This window comes from Streptomyces sp. NBC_01304 (assembly GCF_035975855.1).
Lineage (GTDB): Bacteria > Actinomycetota > Actinomycetes > Streptomycetales > Streptomycetaceae > Streptomyces.
Genome location: NZ_CP109055.1, coordinates 9256417 through 9280964 on the forward strand (window position 1 = coordinate 9256417; position 24548 = coordinate 9280964).

The 24548-nt window shown below is 67.3% G+C and carries 27 protein-coding genes; 21 read left to right on the forward strand and 6 right to left on the reverse strand.

All coding sequences use genetic code 11. The features are described from left to right. Positions 1–360 precede the first annotated feature (360 nt). From OG430_RS41320 to OG430_RS41420, 21 genes are all read left to right on the forward strand, one after another. Entirely contained in the window at positions 361–2184 is a 1824-nt protein-coding gene (locus OG430_RS41320; protein ID WP_327357805.1) for a DNA primase family protein, read from the forward strand. A gap of 31 nt (positions 2185–2215) precedes the next feature. Further along, positions 2216–2386: a hypothetical protein gene (locus OG430_RS41325; protein WP_327357806.1), complete on the forward strand. Its 171-nt coding sequence runs from the start codon at positions 2216–2218 to the stop codon at positions 2384–2386. A 216-nt stretch (positions 2387–2602) separates the two neighbouring features. Next, positions 2603–5776, forward strand: a complete 3174-nt coding sequence (locus tag OG430_RS41330) for a hypothetical protein (RefSeq protein WP_327357807.1) — start codon at positions 2603–2605, stop codon at positions 5774–5776. Between the two features lie 282 nt (positions 5777–6058). Then, complete coding sequence (locus tag OG430_RS41335; protein ID WP_327357808.1) at positions 6059–6460, forward strand: hypothetical protein; 402 nt, start codon at positions 6059–6061, stop codon at positions 6458–6460. Next, positions 6460–6774 (forward strand): VRR-NUC domain-containing protein, encoded by a 315-nt coding sequence (locus tag OG430_RS41340; protein WP_327357809.1) that lies wholly within the window; start codon positions 6460–6462, stop codon positions 6772–6774. Before OG430_RS41335 ends, OG430_RS41340 begins: the two co-directional genes overlap by 1 nt. A 242-nt stretch (positions 6775–7016) precedes the next feature. Next, entirely contained in the window at positions 7017–7742 is a 726-nt protein-coding gene (locus OG430_RS41345; protein ID WP_327357810.1) for a hypothetical protein, read from the forward strand. A gap of 155 nt (positions 7743–7897) precedes the next feature. Continuing rightward, positions 7898–9754, forward strand: a complete 1857-nt coding sequence (locus OG430_RS41350) for a DEAD/DEAH box helicase (protein ID WP_327357811.1) — start codon at positions 7898–7900, stop codon at positions 9752–9754. 411 nt (positions 9755–10165) lie between these two features. Next, the gene (locus OG430_RS41355; RefSeq protein WP_327357812.1) at positions 10166–10381 is read left to right on the forward strand and encodes a hypothetical protein; all 216 of its coding nucleotides are present in this window, start codon (positions 10166–10168) and stop codon (positions 10379–10381) included. Continuing rightward, positions 10378–10824, forward strand: coding sequence for a hypothetical protein (locus OG430_RS41360; protein ID WP_327357813.1), 447 nt, complete (start codon positions 10378–10380; stop codon positions 10822–10824). The genes OG430_RS41355 and OG430_RS41360 overlap by 4 nt, the downstream gene beginning before the upstream one ends. Before the next feature lie 36 nt (positions 10825–10860). Beyond that, on the forward strand, positions 10861–11352 hold the full coding sequence (locus OG430_RS41365; protein WP_327357814.1) for a hypothetical protein: 492 nt from the start codon (positions 10861–10863) through the stop codon (positions 11350–11352). 13 nt (positions 11353–11365) lie between these two features. Further along, the gene (locus tag OG430_RS41370) at positions 11366–11989 is read left to right on the forward strand and encodes a hypothetical protein (RefSeq protein ID WP_327357815.1); all 624 of its coding nucleotides are present in this window, start codon (positions 11366–11368) and stop codon (positions 11987–11989) included. Positions 11990–12046: 57 nt separating this feature from the next. After that, the gene (locus OG430_RS41375) at positions 12047–12280 is read left to right on the forward strand and encodes a hypothetical protein (RefSeq protein WP_327357816.1); all 234 of its coding nucleotides are present in this window, start codon (positions 12047–12049) and stop codon (positions 12278–12280) included. A gap of 312 nt (positions 12281–12592) precedes the next feature. Beyond that, complete coding sequence (locus tag OG430_RS41380) at positions 12593–13054, forward strand: hypothetical protein (protein WP_327357817.1); 462 nt, start codon at positions 12593–12595, stop codon at positions 13052–13054. Between the two features lie 15 nt (positions 13055–13069). Next, positions 13070–13492, forward strand: coding sequence for a hypothetical protein (locus OG430_RS41385; protein WP_327357818.1), 423 nt, complete (start codon positions 13070–13072; stop codon positions 13490–13492). 29 nt (positions 13493–13521) lie between these two features. Then, a complete protein-coding gene (locus tag OG430_RS41390) occupies positions 13522–13977 on the forward strand; it encodes a hypothetical protein (RefSeq protein ID WP_327357819.1) in 456 nt (151 codons plus the stop codon). 318 nt (positions 13978–14295) lie between these two features. Next, on the forward strand, positions 14296–14808 hold the full coding sequence (locus OG430_RS41395) for a hypothetical protein (RefSeq protein ID WP_327357820.1): 513 nt from the start codon (positions 14296–14298) through the stop codon (positions 14806–14808). A gap of 248 nt (positions 14809–15056) precedes the next feature. Then, on the forward strand, positions 15057–15182 hold the full coding sequence (locus OG430_RS41400) for a hypothetical protein (protein WP_327357821.1): 126 nt from the start codon (positions 15057–15059) through the stop codon (positions 15180–15182). A gap of 56 nt (positions 15183–15238) precedes the next feature. Then, complete coding sequence (locus OG430_RS41405; protein WP_327357822.1) at positions 15239–15508, forward strand: hypothetical protein; 270 nt, start codon at positions 15239–15241, stop codon at positions 15506–15508. Positions 15509–15516: 8 nt separating this feature from the next. Continuing rightward, positions 15517–16011: a hypothetical protein gene (locus tag OG430_RS41410; protein WP_327357823.1), complete on the forward strand. Its 495-nt coding sequence runs from the start codon at positions 15517–15519 to the stop codon at positions 16009–16011. A 116-nt stretch (positions 16012–16127) separates the two neighbouring features. After that, positions 16128–17093, forward strand: coding sequence for a hypothetical protein (locus OG430_RS41415; protein WP_327357824.1), 966 nt, complete (start codon positions 16128–16130; stop codon positions 17091–17093). 37 nt (positions 17094–17130) lie between these two features. Further along, positions 17131–18318, forward strand: coding sequence for a hypothetical protein (locus OG430_RS41420; protein WP_327357825.1), 1188 nt, complete (start codon positions 17131–17133; stop codon positions 18316–18318). Between the two features lie 60 nt (positions 18319–18378). On the opposite strand, the gene OG430_RS41425 is transcribed toward OG430_RS41420, so the two are convergent. The 6 genes from OG430_RS41425 to OG430_RS41450 all read right to left on the reverse strand — a co-directional run bounded on the left by OG430_RS41425 (position 18379) and on the right by OG430_RS41450 (position 24469). Beyond that, the gene (locus OG430_RS41425) at positions 18379–19803 is read right to left on the reverse strand and encodes an NAD(P)/FAD-dependent oxidoreductase (RefSeq protein WP_327357826.1); all 1425 of its coding nucleotides are present in this window, start codon (positions 19801–19803) and stop codon (positions 18379–18381) included. A 16-nt stretch (positions 19804–19819) separates the two neighbouring features. Beyond that, a complete protein-coding gene (locus tag OG430_RS41430; protein ID WP_327357827.1) occupies positions 19820–20989 on the reverse strand; it encodes an MAB_1171c family putative transporter in 1170 nt (389 codons plus the stop codon). Positions 20990–21112: 123 nt separating this feature from the next. Continuing rightward, a complete protein-coding gene (locus OG430_RS41435; RefSeq protein ID WP_327357828.1) occupies positions 21113–21730 on the reverse strand; it encodes a toxin-antitoxin system, toxin component in 618 nt (205 codons plus the stop codon). A 121-nt stretch (positions 21731–21851) separates the two neighbouring features. Further along, entirely contained in the window at positions 21852–22451 is a 600-nt protein-coding gene (locus OG430_RS41440; protein ID WP_327357829.1) for a hypothetical protein, read from the reverse strand. 137 nt (positions 22452–22588) lie between these two features. Continuing rightward, positions 22589–23806 carry an MAB_1171c family putative transporter gene (locus OG430_RS41445; RefSeq protein ID WP_327357830.1) on the reverse strand — a complete coding sequence of 406 codons (1218 nt, stop codon included), beginning with the start codon at positions 23804–23806 and terminating at the stop codon, positions 22589–22591. A gap of 126 nt (positions 23807–23932) precedes the next feature. Further along, complete coding sequence (locus OG430_RS41450) at positions 23933–24469, reverse strand: toxin-antitoxin system, toxin component (RefSeq protein WP_327357831.1); 537 nt, start codon at positions 24467–24469, stop codon at positions 23933–23935. Positions 24470–24548: the final 79 nt, after the last annotated feature.

Consider the following 24548-nt stretch of genomic DNA (forward strand, 5'->3'; position numbering starts at 1 on the left):
TCAGAAGAACTCCCGCGGACCCCGACCACGGGCCGGGCGGCTCACGCCGCCCGCGGGTGCGTCGTCGAGTGCGAGAAGCCGGCGGCTCCGCAGGGCTCGCGACGCGCTTGGCGTGACCGTGGCGGCCGAGCTCTCTCCAGTCCCTGCCGGCAACCTTTCCGTCCTCTAGTGCTTGCTATTTGAGACCTCGATCAACTCCCTTGTTGACTAGTGGTTCAATCGTTGCGACAGGGTATTCGAATGGCGTAGTGTCAAGGTCACGTTCCATTCGATTACGAGTCCAACCGGCTTCCCACACATCGCCGGCAGGAACTCGATCACGATCGAGAAAGCAGCAGCATGACGCCTCCTGATGCCCTCATGTCCGTACCTGCCGCCGGTTCCAACGCCAAACCGCGCACCAACCCCGTCGCCGACATCCTGGCCCGCGTCATGGGGTACTTCGCGAACCGCGACGACATGGCTCCGCAGAACGAGATCGTCACCCACGTCACCGCCGCCTACCTCGACCAGGTCGAGCCGACCGATCCTCCGGCGCCCCGCGTACTGGAGAAGGAGCTGCTGGCGATCGTGGGCGGCGTCGTCAAGGCCGAGAATTTCAAGGCGGCCGCGGCCGCAGAGAAGTACCCCCTGCCGAGATACCTGACGTACTGGCAGGTCGCGCAGATCCTCCTGCGCCTGCACCACGTCATCCGGATCGCGCCCAACGCCAAGGACACCGACCGCGAGTACGACCTGCTGGCGATGTACCAGGCCGCGGGCCGCGCGCGGGGGACGTACACCACCAGCGAGGACGACATCCGCACCACGGCGCGCATGTACAACACCCAGCTGACCCTCAAGGAGTTCGCCGAGGTCCTGGCCGTTTTGCGGGAGGACGGCCCGCGTCGGCACCAGAGCACGAACCGCGACTTCATCGCCGCGCGCAACGGCATCGTCTTCTACGGTGCCGAGCCGCTGAACCTCACGATCTTCGGCAAGGACTTCCACTTCGAGCCCAAGCAGGTGTACCCATTCGACCCCGCCATCGTGCTGCTGACCAAGAACGACGTCGACTACGTGGACGACGCTCCGCAGCAGGTCATCACGCACTCTAAGGACGGGGACTGGGAAGTCGTCGCCTGGATCGAAGAGCTCTTCGACCGGCCCGGTGACGAGGGCCTCGCCGACCTGATCTGGGAGATCATCGGCGCGATCATCCGGCCGCACGTGCGCTGGGGCAAGACCGCCTGGTTCTACTCCGAGCAGGGCAACAACGGTAAGGGCACGCTCTGCGCGCTCATGCGCAACCTCGTCGGCAGCGGCGCGCACACCTCGATTCCGCTCTCGGACTTCGGCAAGGACTTCGCGCTCGAACCGCTGGTGCGCGCCAACGCGATCATCGTCGACGAGAACGATGTCGGTACCTTCATCGACAAGGCGGCCAACCTGAAGGCGATCGTGACCAACGACGTTATCCAGATCAACCGCAAGTACCGGATGCCGATCGCCTACCAGTTCTTCGGCTTCATGGTCCAGTGCCTGAACGAGTTCCCGCGTGTGAAGGACAAGTCCGAGTCGTTCTACCGCCGGCAGCTCTTCGTGCCCTTCACCAAGAGCTTCACCGGAGCCGAGAAGAAGTACATCAAGGACGACTACCTCCAGCGACGCGAGGTTCTGGAGTACGTCTTCTGGTACGCGATCAACCGCGCCGGCGCGTCATCTCCAGGTGACTACTACCAGCTCTCCGAGCCGGTGGCCACCAAGGAGGTCCTGGCCGAGTACAAGGAAGTCAACGACCCCGTGCGCGCCTTCTGGGAAGAGTTCCGAGAGCGGCTGGTCTGGGACCTGGCACCGTTCACCTTTCTCTACGACCTGTACAAGGCCTGGTTCGCGGACGTCTCGCCGTCGGGCTCGCCGGTGAGCAACAAGCAGTTCATCACTGACCTTGTGGCGATCGTCCGGCCGGATGCCCTGTGGCACTGCCCGGACAAGAACCGCAAGATCCGGCCCGGCCGGATGATGAGCGACCCCGAGGTGCTCATCGCCGAGTACGAGCTGAAGAAGTGGTCGCACCCGAGCTACACCGGCAGCGACCCGAAGAAGAAGTCCCAGCCGACGCTGCAGGCCAACTACCGCGGACTGCTCCGGCAGACGGGCGCATCCGCCCCGGCGGGCGACACCACTGACGCACCCGTCGAATAAACCGCCGCTGCCCACCGAAAGCGTGAGAGCAATGCGCAAAATCGAAATCGAGATTGACGAGCGCACCCTGGATACCTTCAGGCGCCTAAGCCGGGCCGGATACGGCAGCGTTGAAGAACTGACGCAGCGAGCCGTCGCGAACTTCGCAGTGAAATTCGGTGCGCTCGCACTACAAATGACTTCCGAGGACTGTGATCAGTGATGCGAGCCATCCTCGGACGCGTCGTCAACGTCACCGACGCACCCCGTAACCGCCGTAACTGCACCCCGAATTGGCTCAAGGCTGCCTGACCACGGCGATGTCCGACGTCGCGTGCGAGCAGCGGGTCACCAACGACTCCGTCTGAGGACACGCGTGCTTCCCCGCCCCCCAGGTGCTGGCCGTGAGCGGCGGACCGACGAAAGGAGATTCCCCACCATGACCACACAGCGAGAACCCGTCACGGCCTCGAAGTCGCTCTTTACCTTCTACGACATCGAGTCATTGGCGGACGTCTTCACTCTGTGCGCCTACACCCCGCGGTCCGGCAAAGCCGTCGACGACCTGGAGATCTTCTTCCTCGCCGACGACCAGCAGCTCTCCGATGCCGTGGACCCGCAGGCACTCTATGAAGCCGTGGTGCGCTCCAACCCGGGCCTGCCCGCGGTGAGCGTCCAGTTGTGGAACCTGCGCGGCGAGCGGGGCAACCTCCGCCTCGCCGAACTGATGGGCCTCTCGAACGCAGACCAGGTCAACGACCGCAGCGAGGTCTCGTCCTATCCGGCAAGCCTGCGCCCGGTCTGCGACACGGATCCCGAGTACGACCCGCTGAAGCACCCGTTCCTGGCCGGGTACAACTCGCTGAACTACGACATGACCATGCTCGCGCTGTACCTGATGGAGACCTTCCCGGCTCCGCACTCCGGTCGCCTCGTCCAGCCGACCACCGCGCGCGAGATGCGCGAGCACAACGACAAGCTGTTCAACGAGCACATCGAGTACATGCCCCGCTACCTCGGCTGGGATGGCCCGGCCGCCAAGATCCGGCGGGCCATGATGCACTCGGGCCGGCACCTGGACGTCGCCCGTCTCAACGAGCTGCAGACCAAGGTGAGTCTCAAGCGCCTGCTAGGGATACTCGGCCGCCAGATCAAGGAGTCCGCAAAGCTCAGCCACGGCACCTCGATCGCCACGATCGAGGATCTCTACGAGCTGCTGGCCTACAACGTTTCCGACTGCCTCGGCCTGGCCCAGCTCTTCCAACACCCGGCCTACGCCAGCAACTTCGACCTCAAGGCCGGCCTGCTGGCGCAGTACTCCGAGACCGTCTACGCCAAGAACGGCTCGGTGCGTCGGGACCGCCTGACCATCGACTCGTCCTCGGCGAAGTTCGTCGGCCGCATCCTCGCGCCGTACACCTCGCTGCACGACATCGAGGCCGTGTCGTTCCTCTATCCGGCCAAGGAGGTGGCCGAGAAGCAGGGCATCTCCCAGGTCAACGTGCTCGACGAATGCGTGCGCTTCTTCGAGGAGAACGTGGCCCCTGACCCTGCCAGAAACACAGCCGTGACTCCTGAACAGGCGAAGGCCCACGGCCAGTTCATGCAGGTCGTCGCCTACTACCGCTCGATCGAGGGGCGGAACTTCAATGACTCCGAGGAGTACCGCGACCTGTTCGGCCTCCCGGCCCAGTCCTTGCGTGACCTGCTGAAGACGCCGAACAACGTGCCCTACTTCCATCGTGACGCCTCCCCGTCGTCCTGCTTCGTCACGTTCAGCACAGGTGGCATCCACGGCGCGGAAGCGGACATGGCAGTCTTCGACGCCGACTTCTTCGAGCATCGGGAACAGGCAGCCATGATCGGCCTCGCCAGGCACTTCTACCCGGACGCGAAGGACTTCGTCGCCGAGGCCAAGCGCCAGCACAACCTGCTCGCACTGCCCGACGGAACGGCCGTCGACAAGCGGCTCGTGCTGCTGGGCTCAGACCCGGAAAAGGTGAAGTACCGCAAGCCGAAGAAGGACGACCCGGACCAGGCCGGACAACTCGCGCGTGCCCAGGCCCAAGTGCCGGATCCGGCCCAGCTGCTGGCCACTCAGCGCCCGGACACCGAGGCGATGCACGTGCGCCTGGCCGACGGGACCGTGCTCGACGGCAAGATAGTCCTGGCCGTCACCTCGACGGTCAGGGCCGTCTATCGCGATGAGCCGGCGAAGAAGGCACCCGCGTTGTTCACCGCGAAGGCCGACAAGTCCACCAAACTGCACCCGAAGTTCGCACGGACCTCGGCAGGGCTCGTCGTCCACGAGGACTTCACGAGCTACTACCCGAACCTGCTGCGCAACATGAAGGCGTTCTACAACCCTGAGCTGGGCGAGGACCGCTACACGACGATCTTCTTCGAGAAGGAGCGACTGGGCTTCGAGATGAAGAAGCCTGGGATCTCCGCCGAAGAGAAAGCCCGGCTCACGACCTTGCGCAACGGCACGAAGCTGATCCTCAACTCGGCCTCTGGAGCCGCTGACGCCGCGCACCGGACCCCGATCCGCATGAACAACCGCACCATCTCGATGCGGATCATCGGGCAGCTGTTCAGCTGGCGGATCGGGCAGGCCCAGACGCTGGCCGGCGCGCGGATCATCTCGACGAACACCGACGGCCTCTACTCCGTTGTCGGCGGCGAGAACGGCTTCGATGAGACCACCAACAACAGGGTGCTCGCCGAGCAGCAGGCCGCCATCGGCATCGACATCGAGCCGGAACTGATGTTCCTCATCAGCAAGGACTCGAACAACCGGCTCGAGCTGGAGCCGCCCAGTGAGAACCGGAGCGTCGCCGACAGCCTGATCATCACCGCCTCCGGCGGGACATTGGCCTGCAACGCGGGTCCTACCCCGACGAAGTCGCTGGCCCACCCGGCCGTGATCGACTTCGCCCTGGCCCGCTACCTGCAGACCGTCGCCAGCAGGGGAGAGGGGGCTCTCGCCGAGCCGTTCGATCCCGTGCTGGGCCGGAAGATGATCGAGGAGGCGATCGACCCGGCCGATCCCGTGTGGACGCTGCTGCTGTTCCAGAACGTCCTCGCTGCCTCGCGTGGATCGATCACCTACCCGTTCGCTGCCGACCCGGTCAACGCCAGGCCCGACCGTGACGACAACGAGGACGCCGATGCGCAGCTGGTGAACCCGCGGGCCCTGCAGATGGTCAACCGGGTCTTCATCGTCCACGACGGCACCGATGGTGCCGTGAGCCTGCACAACGCCGGCGCATGGAAGGTGAACCCGGCCAGCCAGAACAAGCGGCGCGAGTCCGGCAGCGCCGGGATGCGACGTGACCCGATCGCGCTGGAGATCCTGCGCCACCACGGGTGGGCGAAGAACCGCAGCGAGGCCAGCACCTCCGACGGCCTCACGCTGCTGCCCGATGACCAGGACGTCGTGATCCGGCGGATCAATGGCATCGACCCTCACTGGTCGGTGATCGTCGTCAACGACGACCTCCGCACGCTGCCCGACGCCCGAGTCGAGCAGTTCATCGGGGCGCTCGATCTCGACATCTACACACTGATGCTCGACGAGACCTTCACCAAAAACTGGAAGAACGCCGCCTGATCAGCGCCTGCATCACCCAAGTCATACATTTTGAGTCTCAATTGAGATTGAAGGCGAGTTCGGCTTGCCAAAACAAGAGAGTTGGGGGGCGATGAACGCCTATTCCGTGAAGAAGGAATGCAAATTCGAGCAATGTGAACAGTTCTTCATGGTGGGTAGTCGATGGGACAACCAGAGAGCCCAGAATCTTGGATGGTTTTTTCAGCGAAACGGTGACGTGTGGTGCCCCGTACATATCCCTGACTGGGTTGCCGGTTGGCGATCCAAAAACAAGGAGAAATAATGGCGTACGCAGAACTCGGCAAGGACGGTCAGATCCGACTTCTGACGGCCGAAGTCGAATCGTCCCTGAAGGAGTTCGCGCCCGTTGCCGTGCCGACCGACACCTCCACCCAGGACGGCGACGCCCATGCCCAGCAGGAGAAGAACACAACCCGCGAGGGCATCCTGGTCCGCAGGGGCCAGATCTGGGAGGACCTCGACACCCGGCAGAACCAGCGCCGCGTCGTCATCGAGTTCGTCAAAAGCGGCAGGGCCCGAGTCCGCGCCCACTACGGCACGAGGCGCTCGACCATCAGCGTCTCCCGGATGCACAAGCACTCCACGGGCTTCCGCCTCGTCGAGCCCGGTGAGCTGAAGTACGGCGTGCCGACGGCCTCTTCGGACGGGACGGCACGGCGCTGATGGCTCGCACGCGCGAGAGCACCATCGAGGACTACCTCCTTGGCCAGTGCCGGGAGCACGGTTTCCTGTGCCTGAAATTCGTCTCGCCGGCACGCGGGGGAGTGCCCGACCGGGTCGTCGTCGCCCCCGGCGGCACCGTGTTCGTCGAGGTCAAGCGCCCCGGCGGTCAGCTGCGGAAACTGCAACAGCTCACGCACGCCAAGCTTCGCCGCCACGGGGCCGAGGTTCACGTCGTCGACGACAAGCCGAGCGTCGACCTCTTCATCGCGCACCTCCTCAAGTCTCCATCCGATCAACAGATAGCAGCGCCATGACACGCAAGTACCAAGCCGTGGCCCAGCGACGCAGTGCGAGACCAAGGACATCGGCCGCCCGCGGTTCGACTTCGGCACCGTCCTTGAGCTCGCAAGGCAGGTCGCGTCCGCGTTTGATCTTCAACGGCCATACCGCCACCAACGCCTGGCATCAACGTGAGCCTTTCTCGCTGCCGCCGTGGGCGCACCCCACATGTTTCTCTGACGCCGCCTGACCTCAACGGCCGGAAGGAGTCCCACCGATGACCGACTGCCCGCATCCGACCAAGTCCCGATTCGCAACCCGAGCCGCCGCCGTCAACGCCAGCCGGCGCGTCCGCATCCGCGCCAACCTCCAACTCGCACCCTACGAATGCGTCTGCACCTGGTGGCACCTCACCAAGAACACCGTCGAAGCACCCCTCACCGCAGACGAAGCCGACCGCGCCGACGTCGAGCACGTGGCGTCCCTGCCCGACATCGACTTCCGTGAGATCGTCGTCGCCGACCTCCGTAGCCAAGGCACCCGCGCAGACCGTGCTGTGCTGCGCCACGAACTCAACCTGCGCCGCTGGAAGCGTCACCTTGGCCAACTCATCGACGACGTCAACATGCAATTGAAGGACCGCAAGCACGACACGAGCCTCGAAGCCCACAACTGGCGCAAGCGAACCGTCAGCTACCGCAACACGATCGACCTACGCCTCAAGGAATGCCGTCGGCTCCGGGCTGTGGTCCACGCAGACGCGTTCCGCAAGAACGACTACCGGCGCCGGGATGTGGAGATCGCCGCAGCAGCCGGCGCGACCGTGAAAGAGCTCCGCCACCACGCTGGGGAGATCGCTGTCGGTCGGCTCATAGACGCTCACGGTGCCGAGTTCGCCCGCTACTGCGCCGAGGAATACCGCGCGCTCGGTCTGACCGTCCCCGACCGCATCGCGCGTCACATCAACGAGATCCGTGCCGACCGCAGCAGCCCCGCCGTCTAACCAGCTTGCGCCATACCACGACGACCGCCGTGATTGCCCACTACGACGAAGCAACCGCCTGGGCCCACCACGCCCACCCCCAACCCGCATCCGCTTGACACCAAACGAGATGAGATGTCTGACCACTCGCTCGAAGAGAAGGGGTGACCAGCGACATGACTACGGCTACTGCTCCGTCCCCGATCTCGCTGATGCCGCATCAGCAGCAGATCCACAACTTCCTCGTTGACCACCCCTTCGCCGGCGCGTGGCTCGACATCGGGGCCGGCAAGACACTTACGACCCTCTGTGTTCTGCAGACGGTCCGCCCGATGGGCCACATCCTCGTCATCGCGCCCGTGGCGATCGCCCGCTCCACCTGGATCGACGAGATCGAGAAGTGGGGCTTCCCCATCCGGACGAAGTCGCTCATCGTCGACGAGAACGACAGGAAGCTCTCCAGGGCCAGGCGCCTGAAACGCTTCCAGGAGGTCGCCACCGATCGGCCGACGATGTACTTCATCAACCAGGAGCTGCTGACTCAGCCCTCCCAGGAGACGAAGCTGCTCACGCCGATGCCAGGCGCAGTGCCTGCCCCGGCCATCTCACCGGAGGCCACGGCGATCCTGGGCCTGCTCCAGGCGCGGGGGCCGCTGGGCCGAGACGAGCTGATCGACGAGTATCGTGCTCTGGCAGCAAATAGCGTGAACAAGCGGGTCCCCGCCAAGGCTAAAATCCGCGCCTGGGTTCAGGAGTTGCTCAAGTCGGCCCTGGTGACGTGGGAAGCCTACGACTGCCGTACCTGTTCCGGCGCAGGCTGCGCTCAGTGCCGTTTCGGTCTGGTCGACCAGCTGCCGGTCCAGAACATCAACGGCCAGAACACCATCATCTGGCCCTTCCAGACCGTCATCATCGACGAGTCTCAGGGTTTCAAGTCGCACGACTCACAGCGCTTCCAGGCCCTGGCGGCGGTACGGCCGGCCATGAACCGTCTCATCGAGCTCACGGGAACGCCCAGCCCGAACGGTCTCCACGACTTGTGGAGCCAGGTCTACCTGCTCGACCAGGGCCAGACGCTGGGGCAGAACATCACCGCGTACCGCGACCGCTGGTTCACGCCGAAGATGGTGCCCGGCATCATGACGCCCGCGAAGTGGATCCCCACGGCGAACGCCGAGGCCGAGATCCATCAGGCCATCGCGCACCTGGTGATGAGCGCGCAGAACACGAACCTGCAGCTCCCGGCGCTCACCATCCAGAACGTCAATGTCACGCTCCCGCCGGACCTGCTCCAGGCCTACAAGGACTTCAAGCGCGACCTGGTCCTGGACATCGTGCAGACCTACACCGCTGATGACGGGAAGCTGACGCAGAGCGTCGAATCGATCGTTGTCGCGAACCAGGCGGTGTTGACGAGCAAGCTGATGCAGTTCGCCTCGGGCACGCTCTACACCGCGGATCCTGACGACCCGGCCACGAAGGGCCGGTACGAGGTCATCCACGACAAGAAGATCGAGATGACCGAGTACCTGGTGCGGAACAACGGCGGCGAACCCGTGCTCATCGCCTATCACTTCAAGTCCGACAAGGAGCAACTGCTCACGCGGCTCCGGAAGGCCGGCATCGACGTACAGGCCTTCGACGGCTCGCGCGACATGGTCCGCCGGTGGAATGCCAAACAGATCCCTGTGATGCTGCTCCACCCCGCCGCCGCGGGGCACGGCCTGAACCTGCAGCACGGCGGCTCGACGCTGATCTGGTACACGCTGCCGTTCTCGCTCGAGCACTACCTGCAGACCAACGGCCGGCTCTTCCGTACGGGCCAGACGAAGCCGGTGACCGTCCATCGGCTCATCGCCAAGGGTACGCAGGACGAGCGGATGCCCTCGGTGCTCGCCAGCAAGCAGCAGGTCCAGGACGACCTCATCAAGGCCGTCTCCGGGGACTTCAACGCCGAACAGGCGCTTCTCGCCGCCCTGGAGGAAGAGATCCGCGAGGACCTCAACGACCTCTGGGCCTCCGAGCGGGCCTGACCTGCACTCATTCAGCGACGGCCCGGTTGTGATCCCACAGCCGGGCCGTCGCTGCGGCGACCGCTCACCGAACATGCATGATCGAGAAGAGGACTCCCTCATGAAGAAGATCACCGCCCTCCGGTGGAACAAGCACTTGGCGTCACGTTCCGTTGGATGACAGCGTGACCCCCACGGCTTCGCACCCTACGGGCGCCGGCCTCGGGGGTCTGGGCCGGCATAGCCGACCCGGGTGTGGGATCGATACCGGAGCGGGCCGGGTGTTCGTGCACCCGGCCCGCTCCCTTCTTGCCCATCGACGTCTCGTCAGTGGCGTTTCCGAGTCCTGGTGATGCACCGAGTATGACGCGTCGCAGCCACCGGACAGACGGGAGGACGACGCTGATCGCCGATGCCCCGGGCAAGACACCGATGAGGCCCCTCAGGGCACCAGCTGGGACACGCATCGGCCGCCAACCAGACACCTACCGCCACGTCACTGAGAAGCTCGACTACCAGCAGACCCCGGTGATCACCGTCAAGTTGGAGGGTCAGCGGACCGTCCACTGGGGCGGGCACCGCATGGACATGCTCGTCAGGCTCTGTGCCGAGGGCGTGGCGTCCGACCACAAAGAGGCTTCGCGATGACGGCCACTCAACCCACCATCAGCATCGAGCTGACCGAACGCCAGCAGAGCGTCCTCCTCGACGCGTTGTACGAAAGATCCGCCGAGATGGACCGGTACCTCAGCTCCTACCGGGACACCGAGCAGCCCGGACCGCTCGACAGTTGCTGCGCGGCGCACCTCGCCCGCTTCGAGGAACGCAGCACCCAGCGCGCGGACTTGCTTGAGCGCAAGCAACACGTCCGCAGCGCCATCGACATCGTCGACGGGGCTGTGCCTGCTGTCTGGGACAACGCAGTACCGCGGGCCCTCGCGGACGCCTTGCGCGACCGCGCAGACGACGAGTTCGTGCAGGCAGCCGAGTGGCTGGCCGAGCACGAGAACGACGACGAGCTCTGGAGCCTCATCGGTGGTCTGCTCGATCGGATCACGGAATTCGCAGATCCGGAAGGAGGCCCGTCATGAGCATCGATGCCCCGCACATCCAAATCGAGCCCACACATGTTCCATAACACCGACCGACCCAAGCCCGGTGACTACGTCATCGTCGCCGAGCCCGGCATCGGCAAGGGCTACGAGTCCTGCGCGTCCCTGGCGATCGGCCGGGTGACCCGGCTCGCCGACGACGGTGAACCGCTGATCGTCTACGTCGGCAGCACCGACGAGACCCAGGTGACCTTCGGCGAAGCACTGGTCATCCCGCAGGCCGTGGTCGAACAGCTCACCGGGTGCGAAAAGATCTCCCTCCCCGACGCGGAACCAGACTCCGTCCACGACTACTTCGGCCGTCCACTGCGCGCCGGCGACTCGGTGCTGATCCCTGAAGGAGCGACGGCGGACCGCATCGCGGCGAGGTCACTCTCGATCACCGATGGCATCGCCGGGCGCACCGACACCATCGTCAGGATCAGCACCGACGGTCTCGTCGCCCTTGTCTCGCCCGGCGCCGGCGACTTCCCCGCGGATCTGCTGCTCCGCACCAACGAACGTTGACAGACAGGACCCCATGACTTCTCTGACCGAGGCCGCCCCGCACATTCGCTCTCTCGTCGCCATGGAGGAGCACGCCGACGACGGCTGGAGCATCGCCGCCTCCATCGGCGCTGAGCCGTCGCTGTACTTCCCCGAGCAGGACGGCAAGGCCGTCCCGGAGGAGGGCGCGTGGATCATCGTGGTCGAGGAGCCGATGACCGAGCTGCGCTCGAGGTTCCGCGTCCCCGAGCTGTCGATGTGGCGTGCTCGTCCGCACCAGCTGAACTCCGGCGCGATAACCGTCGGCCACGGCAAGCAGGCCGCCAAGGTGTACCCCAAGCAGGCGGTCATCGCCACGCCCTGGGGAGACCTGCACCTGTGGCCGCACGAGTACGTCGTCGCCGACCGCCCGATGGAGCTCGCGTCGGATCCCGAAGCGACCCTCAACTCGCTCGGAGGGCAGCCAGTGCTCGACGAAGAGGAGCTGTTCTACCTCATGAGCCGTGGCATCCCGCGCCACGAAGCCGTGATGCTTCTGTTCGACAAGGTGACGTCCCTCGACTTCGTCTACGTGACGTTTCCCAAGGAGGTCACTGACGTCCTCGCCGGCGCAGGGCAGAGCCTGCGCCGGCATATGGCACTGAACCCCCGCGCCTAACTCCACCATCACGCACAGCATCCAAGCCACATCACGCCCTTCTAGGGGGACTGACCCATGGCCCGCACGCAGAAGATCAAGCAGTACCAGGTCGACCAGTGGAAGAACACGCTGGAGCAGATGCTCGAAGAGGGTGACTTCAGGCAGGACGGCCGGCCCCTGAGCCCAGCGGGTATCGCGGAGCGCAAGCGTGAAATCGCGATGCTGCGCGGACTGAACACCCTTCGCGTGGGCCAGGTCGTCGATCTGGACACCGTTCAGCCGATTGACGAACACCCCAAGGAGGGTTGACCGCAACCTCGGGAGCCGATGAAGCAGGGCGCGCCGTTGGCTCGCTCGCCCCTCTCAAGGGGGAGACCGCGGGTGAATCCCGCCGAGGGTACGCACCACCGCGCACCACACGCGCGCTCGCTCCTCAACGGAAAGAACACCGGACTGCGGATCCGGAGATCGGGGTTCGAATCCCCGCAGGAACACTCAACTCACCGCTTCCCCGCGAGTGGTGGCCCTGCCCCGCCGGGACGGGATAGGGAACCCGCGCGGCCCCACACCGCGCACCGAGCAGATGCTCCGCGCAGTCACTACACCAGAAGGGGGCGACGTATGAAGACCATCCATGCCGCTGAGCTACCAACGTGGGGCGCAGCCTGGCGGACGACACTCACCCTCGGCGAGGCCGCCGACCTCATCGGATTCGACTTGTACGGGGACGACGACCTCGACACCGAACTGATCCGGGCGAGAGTGCCGATCGACGAGATCGGGCTCCTGTACACGCGGGAGGAGCTGGAAGCCAACGACGCCGAGGACCGGTTCACGCCCCTGGAAGCTGGGCTCGACGCCGACGCGCACGAGGTGCCGCCGGTGGTGGTCCTGCCCGGCGAGGGCCTGCGCGACGGCGCACACCGGTCCGCCCTTGCCGTGGAGCGGGGGTGGACCCACGTAACCGCCTACGTTCCTGTCCTCCACGCGCGAGCAATGGAGACGGGGAGGTCGGCCAGACGGCCAGGACATCGTTTCCGGCCCCCCAGCGGTACCCGCCGGGCGGCCGACCGCTCGGCATAGACAAGGAAGCAGCACATGGAGCAGCCGACCGACCAGCCGTCCGAACTCGCCCAGTTCACACCCTCGCTGCGTGTGGAGCGGTTCGACGAGGTGGTGCAGTACGACGACGCGATGACGGCGAAGCCGCCGCAGCGGACGTACGAAAAGGTATGGCAGGGGCGGTGCGGCCCGGACTTCACCGTTGAGGACGGCGAGGACAGCGAGACCGTCCGGCCCGTCAGGCTGCGCGTCCGCTGGTTTCAATACGGCGACGCCACGCCCCGCTGGAACAGCATTGAGGTAACCGGTCAGATGGTCCTACCCGACGGGCGCCTGCGTCGGCTTCCCGTCCGGGAGATATGGACGCACTACCACGCCGAGCTGGGGCAGATCCCCGACTGGTTCCTCCAGTTCGTGAGTGCCAACCCCCCGGCAACGCGGACCACCACGCAGGTCTGACACACGGCGTGACCTGGCTCCTGCCGTCCATGTACGCAAGACACCTGGTCGTTCAAGCCGGGATCGGGATTCGAGTTCCTGCAGGAGCGCTCGACTCGCTCGACGTCCTGTCCTGCCCGACCACACCCAAGGAGCACGCAGTTGGCCCCTACCGCTGTCGGCCGAACGTCATGCTCGCCGCGCCGGTCGTCACCCTCTCCACCGCGATCGCCCGCCGCCTGTGCGCCGACCTCCTCGGCCGACCGGATCCGGCCTGGCACCGCCTGGCCCATCTCGTCACCGAGCAGCTCTTTCCCGGCAGCGCCCACCACACCGTGACCCTGGCCCCCCGGGACCTGAAGGACCTGCTGGCCGTGCTGCTGGACATCGCCATCGACTTCTACGACGGCACGCTCTCGCCCGAGGCGTGCGGCCTCACCGAAGCCGACATCCAGGAAGCCATCGACGGTCACCACCACCACTACGGCCCGCTCCTGGACTACTGACGGCCCCCGCGACGGGCCAATCAGTGGTGATCGACCTCAGTGACCACGATGGGTAGTTCGAAGACCCGCTTTGAAGCGCAAGCGTTGGGCCGGCGCAGCCGGCTCGGGACCCAAAGAAACACCCGCCTGCCGGTGGGGCCGTGCTGGAACGACCAGCCCAGCTCCACCGGCAGTTTCGTTGCTGGCCCCAGCCAGCTGCCGTATCCAACATGAAGCTCAAGGGAGCAGCGCTCTCATGACCGACACGACTCGGACAACCCCATCACCTGCGAGTTCGTCGACGCCCAGCCACCCGAACACCCGAACAGGGAAAACACCGTGTCAAGTACCGCGCTTCCCGAGAAGCTCATACGCACCGTCACCGACGCCTACCTGATGGCCCTCAGGCAGGGGGATCTTCACGCAGCGCTCGGACTCATGACGCAACTGGCCAACACCTACGGTCTGGTAGCCGTCCGCGGCCTCGCCGCCGAGCTCGCCATGGACCTTCACACCCACTGTCCGTCACGCTTCCGTACTGCCTTCGGCGGCGCGAACCTCTCCGCTCTCGCCCCCACGGCGGACGACGACGCGCTCACCACCCTTGATGTCGCCTCCAGGACCAACCGCCTCATGGGGCGCGGGCAGGTCACAGCTGCCGACTTGGAGGACACCGAAGTCCAGATGTGCGTCACGGAAACCGTCCGCCACGCCGTTCAGGCGGCACTCAATGCCGCTGCTGGTCAGAGCCGTTCGGCTGCTGCCGCTCAGATGGACGCGCTGACCACGCCCCGCGAGTTGTCTGCGGCCGTGGCCCTGCTCACCAACGGGCTCCGCGCCGTGCTGCCGTAGGCGCACGCCATGAGCCCCCGTGTCTGCCGCAAGGGCCGTAGCCGCCCGATCCCGTTCGACTGCAAGTCCGGCGCCGGACACCCAGGAACGTGCAGCCCCTTCACCCACCGGCCCCACCCGCCCAAGAACGTTGACGATCACGCTGCGCTCCTCGCTATGAGCAGGGAACGCCCGAACGCCAGCGCGAGTGCACGGGCACGCTCACCGCCGCCCGGGGAGACGCGCGACTGCGGTGGGAGCAGTACACCTTGCGGGCCGCGGTGGAGGGCGTCCTCGACGAGGTCAGCCACATGGCCGACGACGAGCGGCTGACGACCGACGCGGCGGGCTGCGCCAGCTGCTGCGCTCCGCACTGGGCCTGGACCGCCAACTGACGTGACTCTCCGCTCGTCTATCCGGTTCCGTTCGGCCTGCACACCAAGGAGACCCCGTGCACAACCAGGCCAGCCCGATCCGCGAGCAGCAGCTCGACGAGGATGACCAGGACGCGATCCGAACCACATGGCTCCTGAGCCTGACGCCCGAACAGGTCATCCGGTTCGACTCGACGACTATCTACGACTGGCTGGCAGCCCGCAACGAGCAGCGCCGAGTCCGTCTCACCGCCGCCTGTCGGACCCTTCGCGAGCAGTGCGCCCGCCGTGAGCGAGCCCACGCCCGTCTCGTTGCCGCGCTGATCGCCGCCCGTACCGCGACCTGAGGAGACACATGACCACCACCGACTCCCGAGCCGCCCAACTCGCCGAATCCCGCTACCGCAACGGCTACGGCCCCACCCTCGCCGAACCCTGGGAGCAGCTCGACACCAGCATGCGCGAGTTCCTCGCCAACGAGGCCGTCAGCTGGCTGCGGTCGGCCACCGCCGCCGGACTCGTCGCCGAAAACCCCACCGCCATTGTCGACGCTGACAACCCGACCCCGCTCCGCTGGGGCCTCAACGACGTCCAGTGGGGCGACGACGACTCCGTGGTCGTGATGCTGTCCGGGCCGGACGGGGAGCCGTACTGGCTGGAGCTCGACCAGGAACAGGCCGCCGTCCTCCGCAAAGACCTCGCCGGCCCCGACGGGGAGCCCGAGACCGAGGAGCCCGAGACCAGCACGCGGCCGTGTGGCCACGATGACTATCACGACGCTCACGAGTGGGCCGACCGTCCCGGCATCTGGTGCCCCGGCCACAGCATCGCCTCCGTGTCCGCCCCGTGACCGCAGCAGACCGGCCCGGACGCGCTGGTATCGCGTCCGGGCCGGCCACCCCCGAATGGGTCGCCGAGTGGCGCGTCCGGAAGAAAAGCGACAACCCCGAGAAAGAGGGCTGAGCAGTGCCAACCACCACCCATCAGCCCCTGGCCGCCCGCATGCGGCCGACGTCGCTCGACCAGATCGTCGGACAGGCCCTCGGCACCCAATACCTACGCCAACCCGGCACGCAGCCACCCTTGCTCGATCCGCTCCAACACGTCGACCAACAGGGAAGACTCCGCTCGCGTTGGGTGGAGGGTCTGATGAGCAGCAAGACGACGGCCGCCCTCTTCGGGGCGGCCCCCCGCCCCCGGCTGGCGCTGGCAGCTGGCTCCCAGATCACGGCTGGCTCGCAGGGTCCGGACAGCGACGCCGCGCGGGCCATGGCCGTTCTCGGCTGGTGCGCCGCGTTCGTGGACACGGTGCGGCTGGCCGTCGCCGGTGGCCTGAAAGCCGACGCTTCCGGGTTCTGCACGGTCGACTCGGACGGGCGTACAGGGCGGCGGGTCAAGGGTGAGCGGGTGTGGCTACTCGCCCGCTGCGGATACCTCGCGCTTCACGCCTCGGGCCTGGTCGTAGCGACGGAGGACGGACACGAGGCACTCAGGCTCGCCAAGGCTGCCGGGCCGGGTGTGCTGCGCGATGAGGCCGACGTCATGGCGTCGGTTCGTAAGGCCCGCCGCGCCCGCCAGTGGGACAGCCACGCCGGGCAGGACGCGCACGCCTTGCCGGTGCTTCCCGGGGGTGGTGAGGAACGCCGCCGCCGGGCCGTCGCGCGCAAGGGCGCGGAGCAGGCGGCCGTCGAGGCCGAGAAGACCCGCAAGCGCACCGAGGCCCTGATAAGGCGGGCGCGGATCCGGGACCGCCGGGAGGCCCGCCGTGAGGCAGGACGTCAAGCCGAGCGCACCGCCCCGCGCCGGTGCTGCCGGGGGGTTTGGCCGCTGGAGTGGCGGTGCGGGGAGTGCCGGGACCTGGCAGGGCGGGGCATCGAGGACTTCCCCGCCCTCCCTCCAGGCGACAACGACAACAGGGCACAGCAGGACTGAGCAGGACCACGACAACGACACGGAAGGACACACCGACATGGCGAGTATGCGGCGTGAGCGGGCTACCGACGTCCCTGCCTCGGGAGACGCCTACAACACGCCGGCCCCCGCGCGGGCGGTCGCGCTGAACGTCCGCGAGACCAAGTGGGTAGCCGAGTGCGACCGGCACGGCCCCGTTTCCATGGCCCTCAACAAGTACGGCGACCCGGTGGCCGACATCTCCGCCGCGTACGTGTACACATCCCGTGATGAGGCCGACGACGCGGCCCGCCTCCACCTGGACCGGCATGCCGCGCAGGACGCCGACACCATGACTCCCGATGACATCGACGCCGCCCAGTCGCTGAACTTCAGCCGGGGCCAGCGGCGTGCTCTCGGTTGGATGCGTGAGGGCAAGGTGCGTGAGACCGCCGACGGGTTCACCGCCTTTGACGTCTCCTCTGACAAGGCGGACGTTTCTGCGAAGATCAACAAGAGGCGTGCAGCGGGTCTGTGGCTGGCCGGGTTCGTGCAGGTGTACGCCGTCGCCCCTGGTGTGCGCGGGTTCGGTCTCACCGATGAGGGTGAGGCTGCATTCCGCCTGTGGTCTCAGGCCGTACGCATCGGCGCCGTCACTGAGCCGGAGAACGACACGAAGCACACGGCCATGAGGAACGGGCCGTATCGCTGGCTGTCCGCCGGAGACACCTGGCCTGGGGAAGCTGAGGCCGCGCAGGCCGCCGCCGATGCGGAGGCCAAGGCCGAGGCGGAGGCGGCAGCGCTGCGCAAGGGCGCGGAAGAGCGCGCGGCACTGAAGGCCGAGACGTCCACTGATGACGAACTCGCCGTGATCGATGCGTTGTTGTGTGAGGGCCTGGACGAGCATGCGGTGGCGGTGCTGTCGGCCGCGTACATCGGGCACGTCACTACCCGGTACCGGCCCGGCGCAGCTTCGGTCCGCCTCGATGAGGGCTCGAACGACGATGAGCGGCACGTGTCGCGTACGTACAACGTGAACGGCGTTGAGAAGCCGATCGCGACCGAGGCGGACGACATGCTGTCGGCGATCCCTGCCAACCTCACCGACGCCACGGCCAGCACCTGGCACGCGCTGTGCACGTCGGTGGATAAGCGGTACGGGGTGTACCGGCTCGACCTTCAGGCCGCCATGGACGCAGGCAGGGCCGCGCTCGCCGCCGATGAGGAGTCGGAGGCGCCGGAGTCGCCGGAGTCGCCAGTACGCTGATCATGAGGACGGACGTGCCACGCGAACATCGCGAACCTCACGAGCGGCCGTCCTCCCCGTCTAATCGGCGCGGTCACCCTCGGCATGCGGCAGGGCATGGCGTTCACTCGCACTGAATTGTGGCCCAGTCAACTGCGGGCGCCCGGGCCCGAGGAGCGCAGCCAACACCACGTCAGGGCGGAACAGCCGGGCTGGCGATGTGCGCAGGGTGATGACGTCGGTGAGAGCGATAGCGGCGTGCAGGTTGCCGGTCGCGGTGTAGGACAGTCGGCGGGAATAGGCCTGGACGATGCGGTCGGCCGCGTTGGGGGTCTTGCCGGTGGTGCAGGGGAAGTGGATGTCCTGGCCCACGGCCAGGGCCCATGCCGTGTTCACCGGGCGGGCGATGGCGCGTTGGACCCGCCGGGCGAGACCGGTCGCCTGTGCTCCGTGCTGCTGGACGGCGGTGCGCAGGGCGAGTGCCCCCAGGGCGGCCGTCGACATGCCCTGCCCATACACCGGGTTGAACGCGGCCACCGCGTCGCCGAGGACGATCAGGCCGTCTGGCCAGGCGGAAGCTCGCTCGTAGTAGTAGCGGGAGTTGGCGGTGCTGTGAGTGAGGGCAACGTCGGATATCGGGCGGGCGTGGGCGAGGAGTTCGCCCGCCACCGGGTGGCGCAGCCCGCGGGCGAAGGGCAGGAAGTCGTCGGGGTTGGAGGTGGGCTGCCCGCTGCGGGTGCCGGACAGGCTCACCAGCCATTGGTCGTTCTCGATGGGCAGGATGGTGATGGCCTGGCCGGGTTCGGTGCGGGCGTCGGCCTGCACGGTGACGATGGGCCAGCCCTTGGTGGGGGAGGGGGCCTGGAAGGTGCGGCTGGCGTACGCGAGGCCTGAGTCGACCTTGTCGTGCTTGATGCGGGGGATGCCCAGGTCGCTCAGCCAGAGCGGGGTGCGGCTGGCGCGGCCGGTGGCATCGATGATGAGGTCCGCAGGTATCACCCGGGTGTGGTGGGCGGGGTCTTCCACCCGTACGCCGGTCACCTTGCGGCGGCTGCCGACCAGGGCGACGGCGCGGTGTCCGGTGTGCACGGTGATGCCCGGGTGCTTCAGGGTCTGTTGGCGCACCGTGTGGTCGATCAGGTCGCGGCTGGCGGCGATGACGTAGTGGCTTTCGCGGAGCCAGCGGCGGTACCAGCCCTCGGGGGAGAAGGCGACCATGCCGGTGGGCAGCGGGATCCGGTTGGCGCCGGCAGCACACAGCAACTCCAGGGTTCCGGGCAGGAGTTGATCGATGGCCTCCGCGCCGCCTTCCATGAGGGAGTGGGCGTGGCGCGCCTGGGGCAGGCCGGTGCGGGGAGCGACCTGGTCGGGCAGGGCGTGTGGCTCGATGATGTCGATCTGGTCGACGGCGTGCCGCAGGGCGGCCGCGGCCAGCATGCCGGCCAGTCCGCCGCCGAGGACAACCGCCCGGGTGTGCCCGAGGGGCGTGGAAGGGAGCTTGCTCATGTCCGGCTGCTCTCTGCTAAGGCGCGGGGGTGCGCTGGCGTATGGCGTGGACGACGGGGGAGGACAGGGCCTGGGCGAGGGGCAGCAGGTCACGCTCGCCCACCCTCAGGACCTCGGGCTGCGGTGCTGCGTCTGCGGCATCGGGGTCAGCCCTGCGGGAGCCGGCGGCCGCGACAAGCACAGCGGCGTCGGCGACGGCGCGCGCCTGGTCCTCGCTGTCGCCGCGGGCCAGGGAGGCGTTCAACGCGGCGGTGCGGATCTCTTCGTCGAAGTATGGGCTGAGCTGCAGGATGCCGTCCGAGATGGACGTCTTGCGCTGAGTCAGGCGCAGCCGGACGGCCGGCGACCAGCGGGAGATGGCGATGTGGTGGGCGCTGTCGTGGGTGACGGTGCCCAGTTCGCTGGCCAGCGGGGCCAACAGCCGCAGGTGGCGGATGGCTTCGAGGGTGTCGGAGACGCGGCGGCTGAGCAGCGGCAGCAGGAATCCGGTGCCGACCAGGACGGCCGAGGGGGCGGCCACCACGGGGGCCACATCGCGGCTGAGGACGTCCCAGTCGGTGTGGAACCAGCGGGCGGTCACCGCGAGCATCTTCGTCACGTCGTAGATGACATGCAGCACGTAGGCGGTGCCGAGGATCCGCAGACCGACGCGGAAGGTCCCGCGGACTTCGACGGCCCAGCGCCAGCACAGCAAGGACGCCATGGTGGAGGCGACACCATGCGACACCAGGTACAGCACGATCATTTCCCGGATGTAGGGAGTCGTGGCGTAGACGGTGTCGAAATCGACGAGCTCCTCGCGGGGAGTGCTGCCGGCCCAGAACAGTCCGGCGATCGCCGCGATGACGAGGCTGTAGACGGTGACGAAGGTCCGGGAGGTGCGCCGTGTCCGGTCCGGTTGCCCGCCACGCCAGTTCACCAGGAGCACCACGCTGGCCCCGGAGAAGGCGCTGAGCATGATGTACACCAGCGGAGCGGAGAAGTTGGTGACGCCGGTGAGCCGGTTCATCGTGGCGATCGTGTCCGGCGCGACTAGGAGCAGGTCGCAGCCGCCGACGAACAGCAGGGCGCAGGCCGAGCGCAGCAGGGCGTCGTGGGGAGAGCGGAGCAGCGAGGGCACCTTGACCAGGCACGCGACGAACAGAGCCGCAGCGCCGACGTAGAACGCGATGTTGTCCGTCAGCATGGCGTGCCGGCGTGGCCGGTGCGGGGGTGAGGAAGCTGCTGGTGCAGGCTCATACGCGGTGGTTCTCCGGTCAGATGAGGAGCCGGCGCACGGGGTGCGCGACGTATCGGTGCTGCGTGCATGTCAGGTCCAAAAGCCGCGGTGGCCCAAGGACGCCTCGATGCGGCCTGCCAGTCCGTCCGCTTCGTGCAGGGCAGTTTCGGTGAGCAGCGCGGTGACATGGGTGCCGAACGTCAGGCCGAACCGTTCTGCCTGGCGTTCACAGTCCTGGTCGAAGTCGGTGCGGGTCGCGTAATGCAGGACCGCGTCGTGCAGGCGGCCGGGGGAGCTGTCGTCGCGCGGCAGCTGGGTCACCAGCAGGTCGACGAGTTCCTGAACCTGGTGGGAGCCGGGGCTGTGTGCGCGCGTCGCCGTCCCGGTCTCATGCTTGTGGTGGCCTTCGGTGAACATGTGCCACAGCTCGTGGCCCAGGATGACGCACTGGTGCTCCGGGTCGGTGTTCTCCTGGACGGCGATGATGTCCTTGTCCTCGAGGTCGAGCCACACGCCGCTAACCGCGCTCGGAGGGAAGGCGACCTTGCGCAGGTGCACGGGTCGACCGCGCCGGCTGCTGGCCACAGCGGCGACCGCGGTGAAGATGTCGTCCGCTGCATCGCCGACGGGGCGCACCAGTTCGGCGACCTCAGCGACGAACTTCTCGCTGAACTGGCGCATTGTCCGCTTGCTCCCGTCGAGCTTCACCGTGCTTCCTCGGCTTTCTGGGATATGGCGCCCCTGCGTCCGGTGCAGCCGGTACGGGGCGTCGCGCTGTGTGGCGGGATACGTGTCGCAGGGTGGGCGGGCCAAGCCGGGCCGTGCCCGATCACTGGTCGTCCTCGACCTGGTCGAGCAGCGCATTCAGGGTGGCTTCGACCACCCTCCACTGGGCCTCGGGCAGCCCTTCTGCGCGCCGCAGGGCCATGTGGCGCACGGCGTGCTTCTCCATGACGCCAGCCAGCGGGTCCAACTCCCGTTGCAGCAGGTGCAGGACGTTCTGCAGCGCGCCGTCGAGGACCTGGACGGAGTCGCTCGAGAGATAGGCGGTGGCCCGGCCGAAGTAGAACTGCTCGATTCCCGCGGCCGTCTCGGCCTGCAGCGACTTGATGTCGCCGCGCGCGAAGGCCCGCAGCGCTGCCCCCGTTCTGCCGAAGGAGGTGGCGATCTCCTCGTAGGAGTACGGCTTGCCGTCGTCGCGTAGGCGCGTCGTGCGCAGGTTGATGAAACGTTCGCGCATCCGCTCGTCGAAATCCTCGTCCGGTGCGCGGCGGCCGTCGAGCAGTGCCTGGATGGTCGGGGCGGCGATGCCCGTCTCCTGGGACAAGGATGCGACGTTCAGCACCTGTTCACGCTGCCGGGCCGAGGCGCCCAGCAGGGTGTTGATCTGCCGCAGGGTCTCGGCGAGTGTGGCGCGGGTGTCGCTCACCGGGTGGTCTCCCAGGGGTTGGATGGGCGCAAGGGAACCTCTGGAACGTATGAGGTCGCCCAGCGGGATCGCAAGTGTACTTTCAGTCAGCCGTAAGCACACTTGAAATTGCTCGATAGATGCGCGGCACCCGACACCTAGGTCAGCCGTTCCCCGGAGTCCGCCGCACCGCGCGGGGCAGCGATCGGTTTGCTTGGCGCACGCATGTACTCACTGACGATCTGCGTGACCACCGCAGAGGTGCGGATCGCGCGCGCGATCCGCACCAGCTGGGCGGTGTCCGAGGCGAGTTGTTCGAGAACAGGATCGCCCTCGTCCTCCACGGCGCGACCGAATCGGTCGACGGCCACCACGACCATGGCCGCGGTCCCGACGGCCTTGGCCTCGACCTCCGATGCACCTGCGGCGCGGGCCCTGTCGTACGCGTCCTCTCGGACGGCTTCGTCGGCATACGGGGCCAGCCGGAGCAGCCCGTACTGGAGGGAGGATTCACGGCTGACGAGACGGATCCGTGGCGAGGCCAGGCGCGACAGCCGCGGCTGGTAGGTGCTCCAGTTCTCCGTGGCCGCCAGTGCGTGCCAGAGAGGGTTGAGCTGCAGGTAGGTGCGCCAGCCGAGCAGCGTTTCGACCGCGGTCGGCACGAGCACCGGCAGGAGGTAACCGGCCGCCACCAGGGCTCCGGCCAGAGACACGATGATCGGAGCCACCGAAGTGTTGATCGCGTCCCAGTCCTGGTCCGCCCAACGGGCCGCCACCGCCGTCGACTTGACGACGCCGAACAGCAGGTTCAGGAGCCAGCCGGCGGTGATGACAATGAGGCCCGCGCGCTGCCAGCCCTGCAGAAGTCGGGCCCAGCGCCAGCACAGGAGGGTGGTGACCAGCGCCGCGGTCACATGCGCGGTCAGATACAGCACGATCATCTCGCGGATGAACGGCGTGTGCGCGTAGTACGTGTCGAAGTTGCGCTGCTGCTCGACGGGCGCCCGGCCGGCGGCGAACAGCGCCCACAGCGCCACGCACACCAGTGCGTAGGCCAGGGTCCACCGGCGGACCAGCGAGCGGAGCCGGGGCGCCTCACCGCCGCGCCACAGCAGCATCAGGATGAAGCAGGCAGCCGAGTACGCGGTGACGATCGAGTAGGTCAGCGGGGCGGCGAAGTTCGGCACCCCGGTGAGCCTGTTGATCAAGGCGATGCTGGGCGGGGCGCCGATCGCGAACCCGGCGCCGGCCAGCAGCAGGACGGCACACACCGCGCGCAGGGTCGGCTCGCGCCGATCGCGGCGCAACGCAGGAACTTTGAAGGCGAGTCCGGTCCACAGGATCAGAGCCGGCAGGTAGTAGTCCGGGCCGCGCATGTCAGGTCCTGACGTCAAGGTCCGGCCGCCTGCTGGCAGCCGGAAACGACCCGGTGGGCAAGGACGCCGCAAGGGCGGCGCCAAAGCCCGCGGGAACGGAGGTGGAAGAAGACACGACGCTCGTGGCTAGCCGGAGCCCCGGCGCCGGCCGCTCAGGGACGCGGCGATCCGGCCGGCGAGCTCGCCGAGGTCCTTGCTCCGTCCGTCGACGGGCGCCAGCCAGGCACGCAGTTCGGTGCCCAGCTCCAGCCCGAACATCTCGGCATCCATCTCCTCGTCGCGGGCGAACTCGGTGCGGGCGGAAACACGCAAGGCTGCCGCCACGTCGCCCATCCCGGGCTCGTCGGCGAGCAGCCGCGCGGCAATCGACGCCCCCTCCCCATGGCCGCCGCAGTGCCCGGCCTCCATGTGCCAGACCTCATGACCGAAGATCATGAGCTGCAGGAGAGGATCCGCATTCCGCTCGACCGCGATGAGGTCACGGTCCTCCAGCCCCATCCACAGCCCGCTCACCGTCCGCAGCGGAAAGACCACCGCACGCCAGCGCACGGGCCGGGCGCGGCGCTCACTCAACGTCGTGCACAGAGAGTCGAACAGCGCCTTGGGGGTGGCGGGGGCGGGCAGCACGATGCTGTCGACCAGTGCCGAGCGCAGACTGCGCATCTGCTTCCCTGTTCTCACTACTCACTCCGCACGGTCGCGATCCAACTCGGACCAGGCGCCGCCTCTTTGGGGCGCCGGG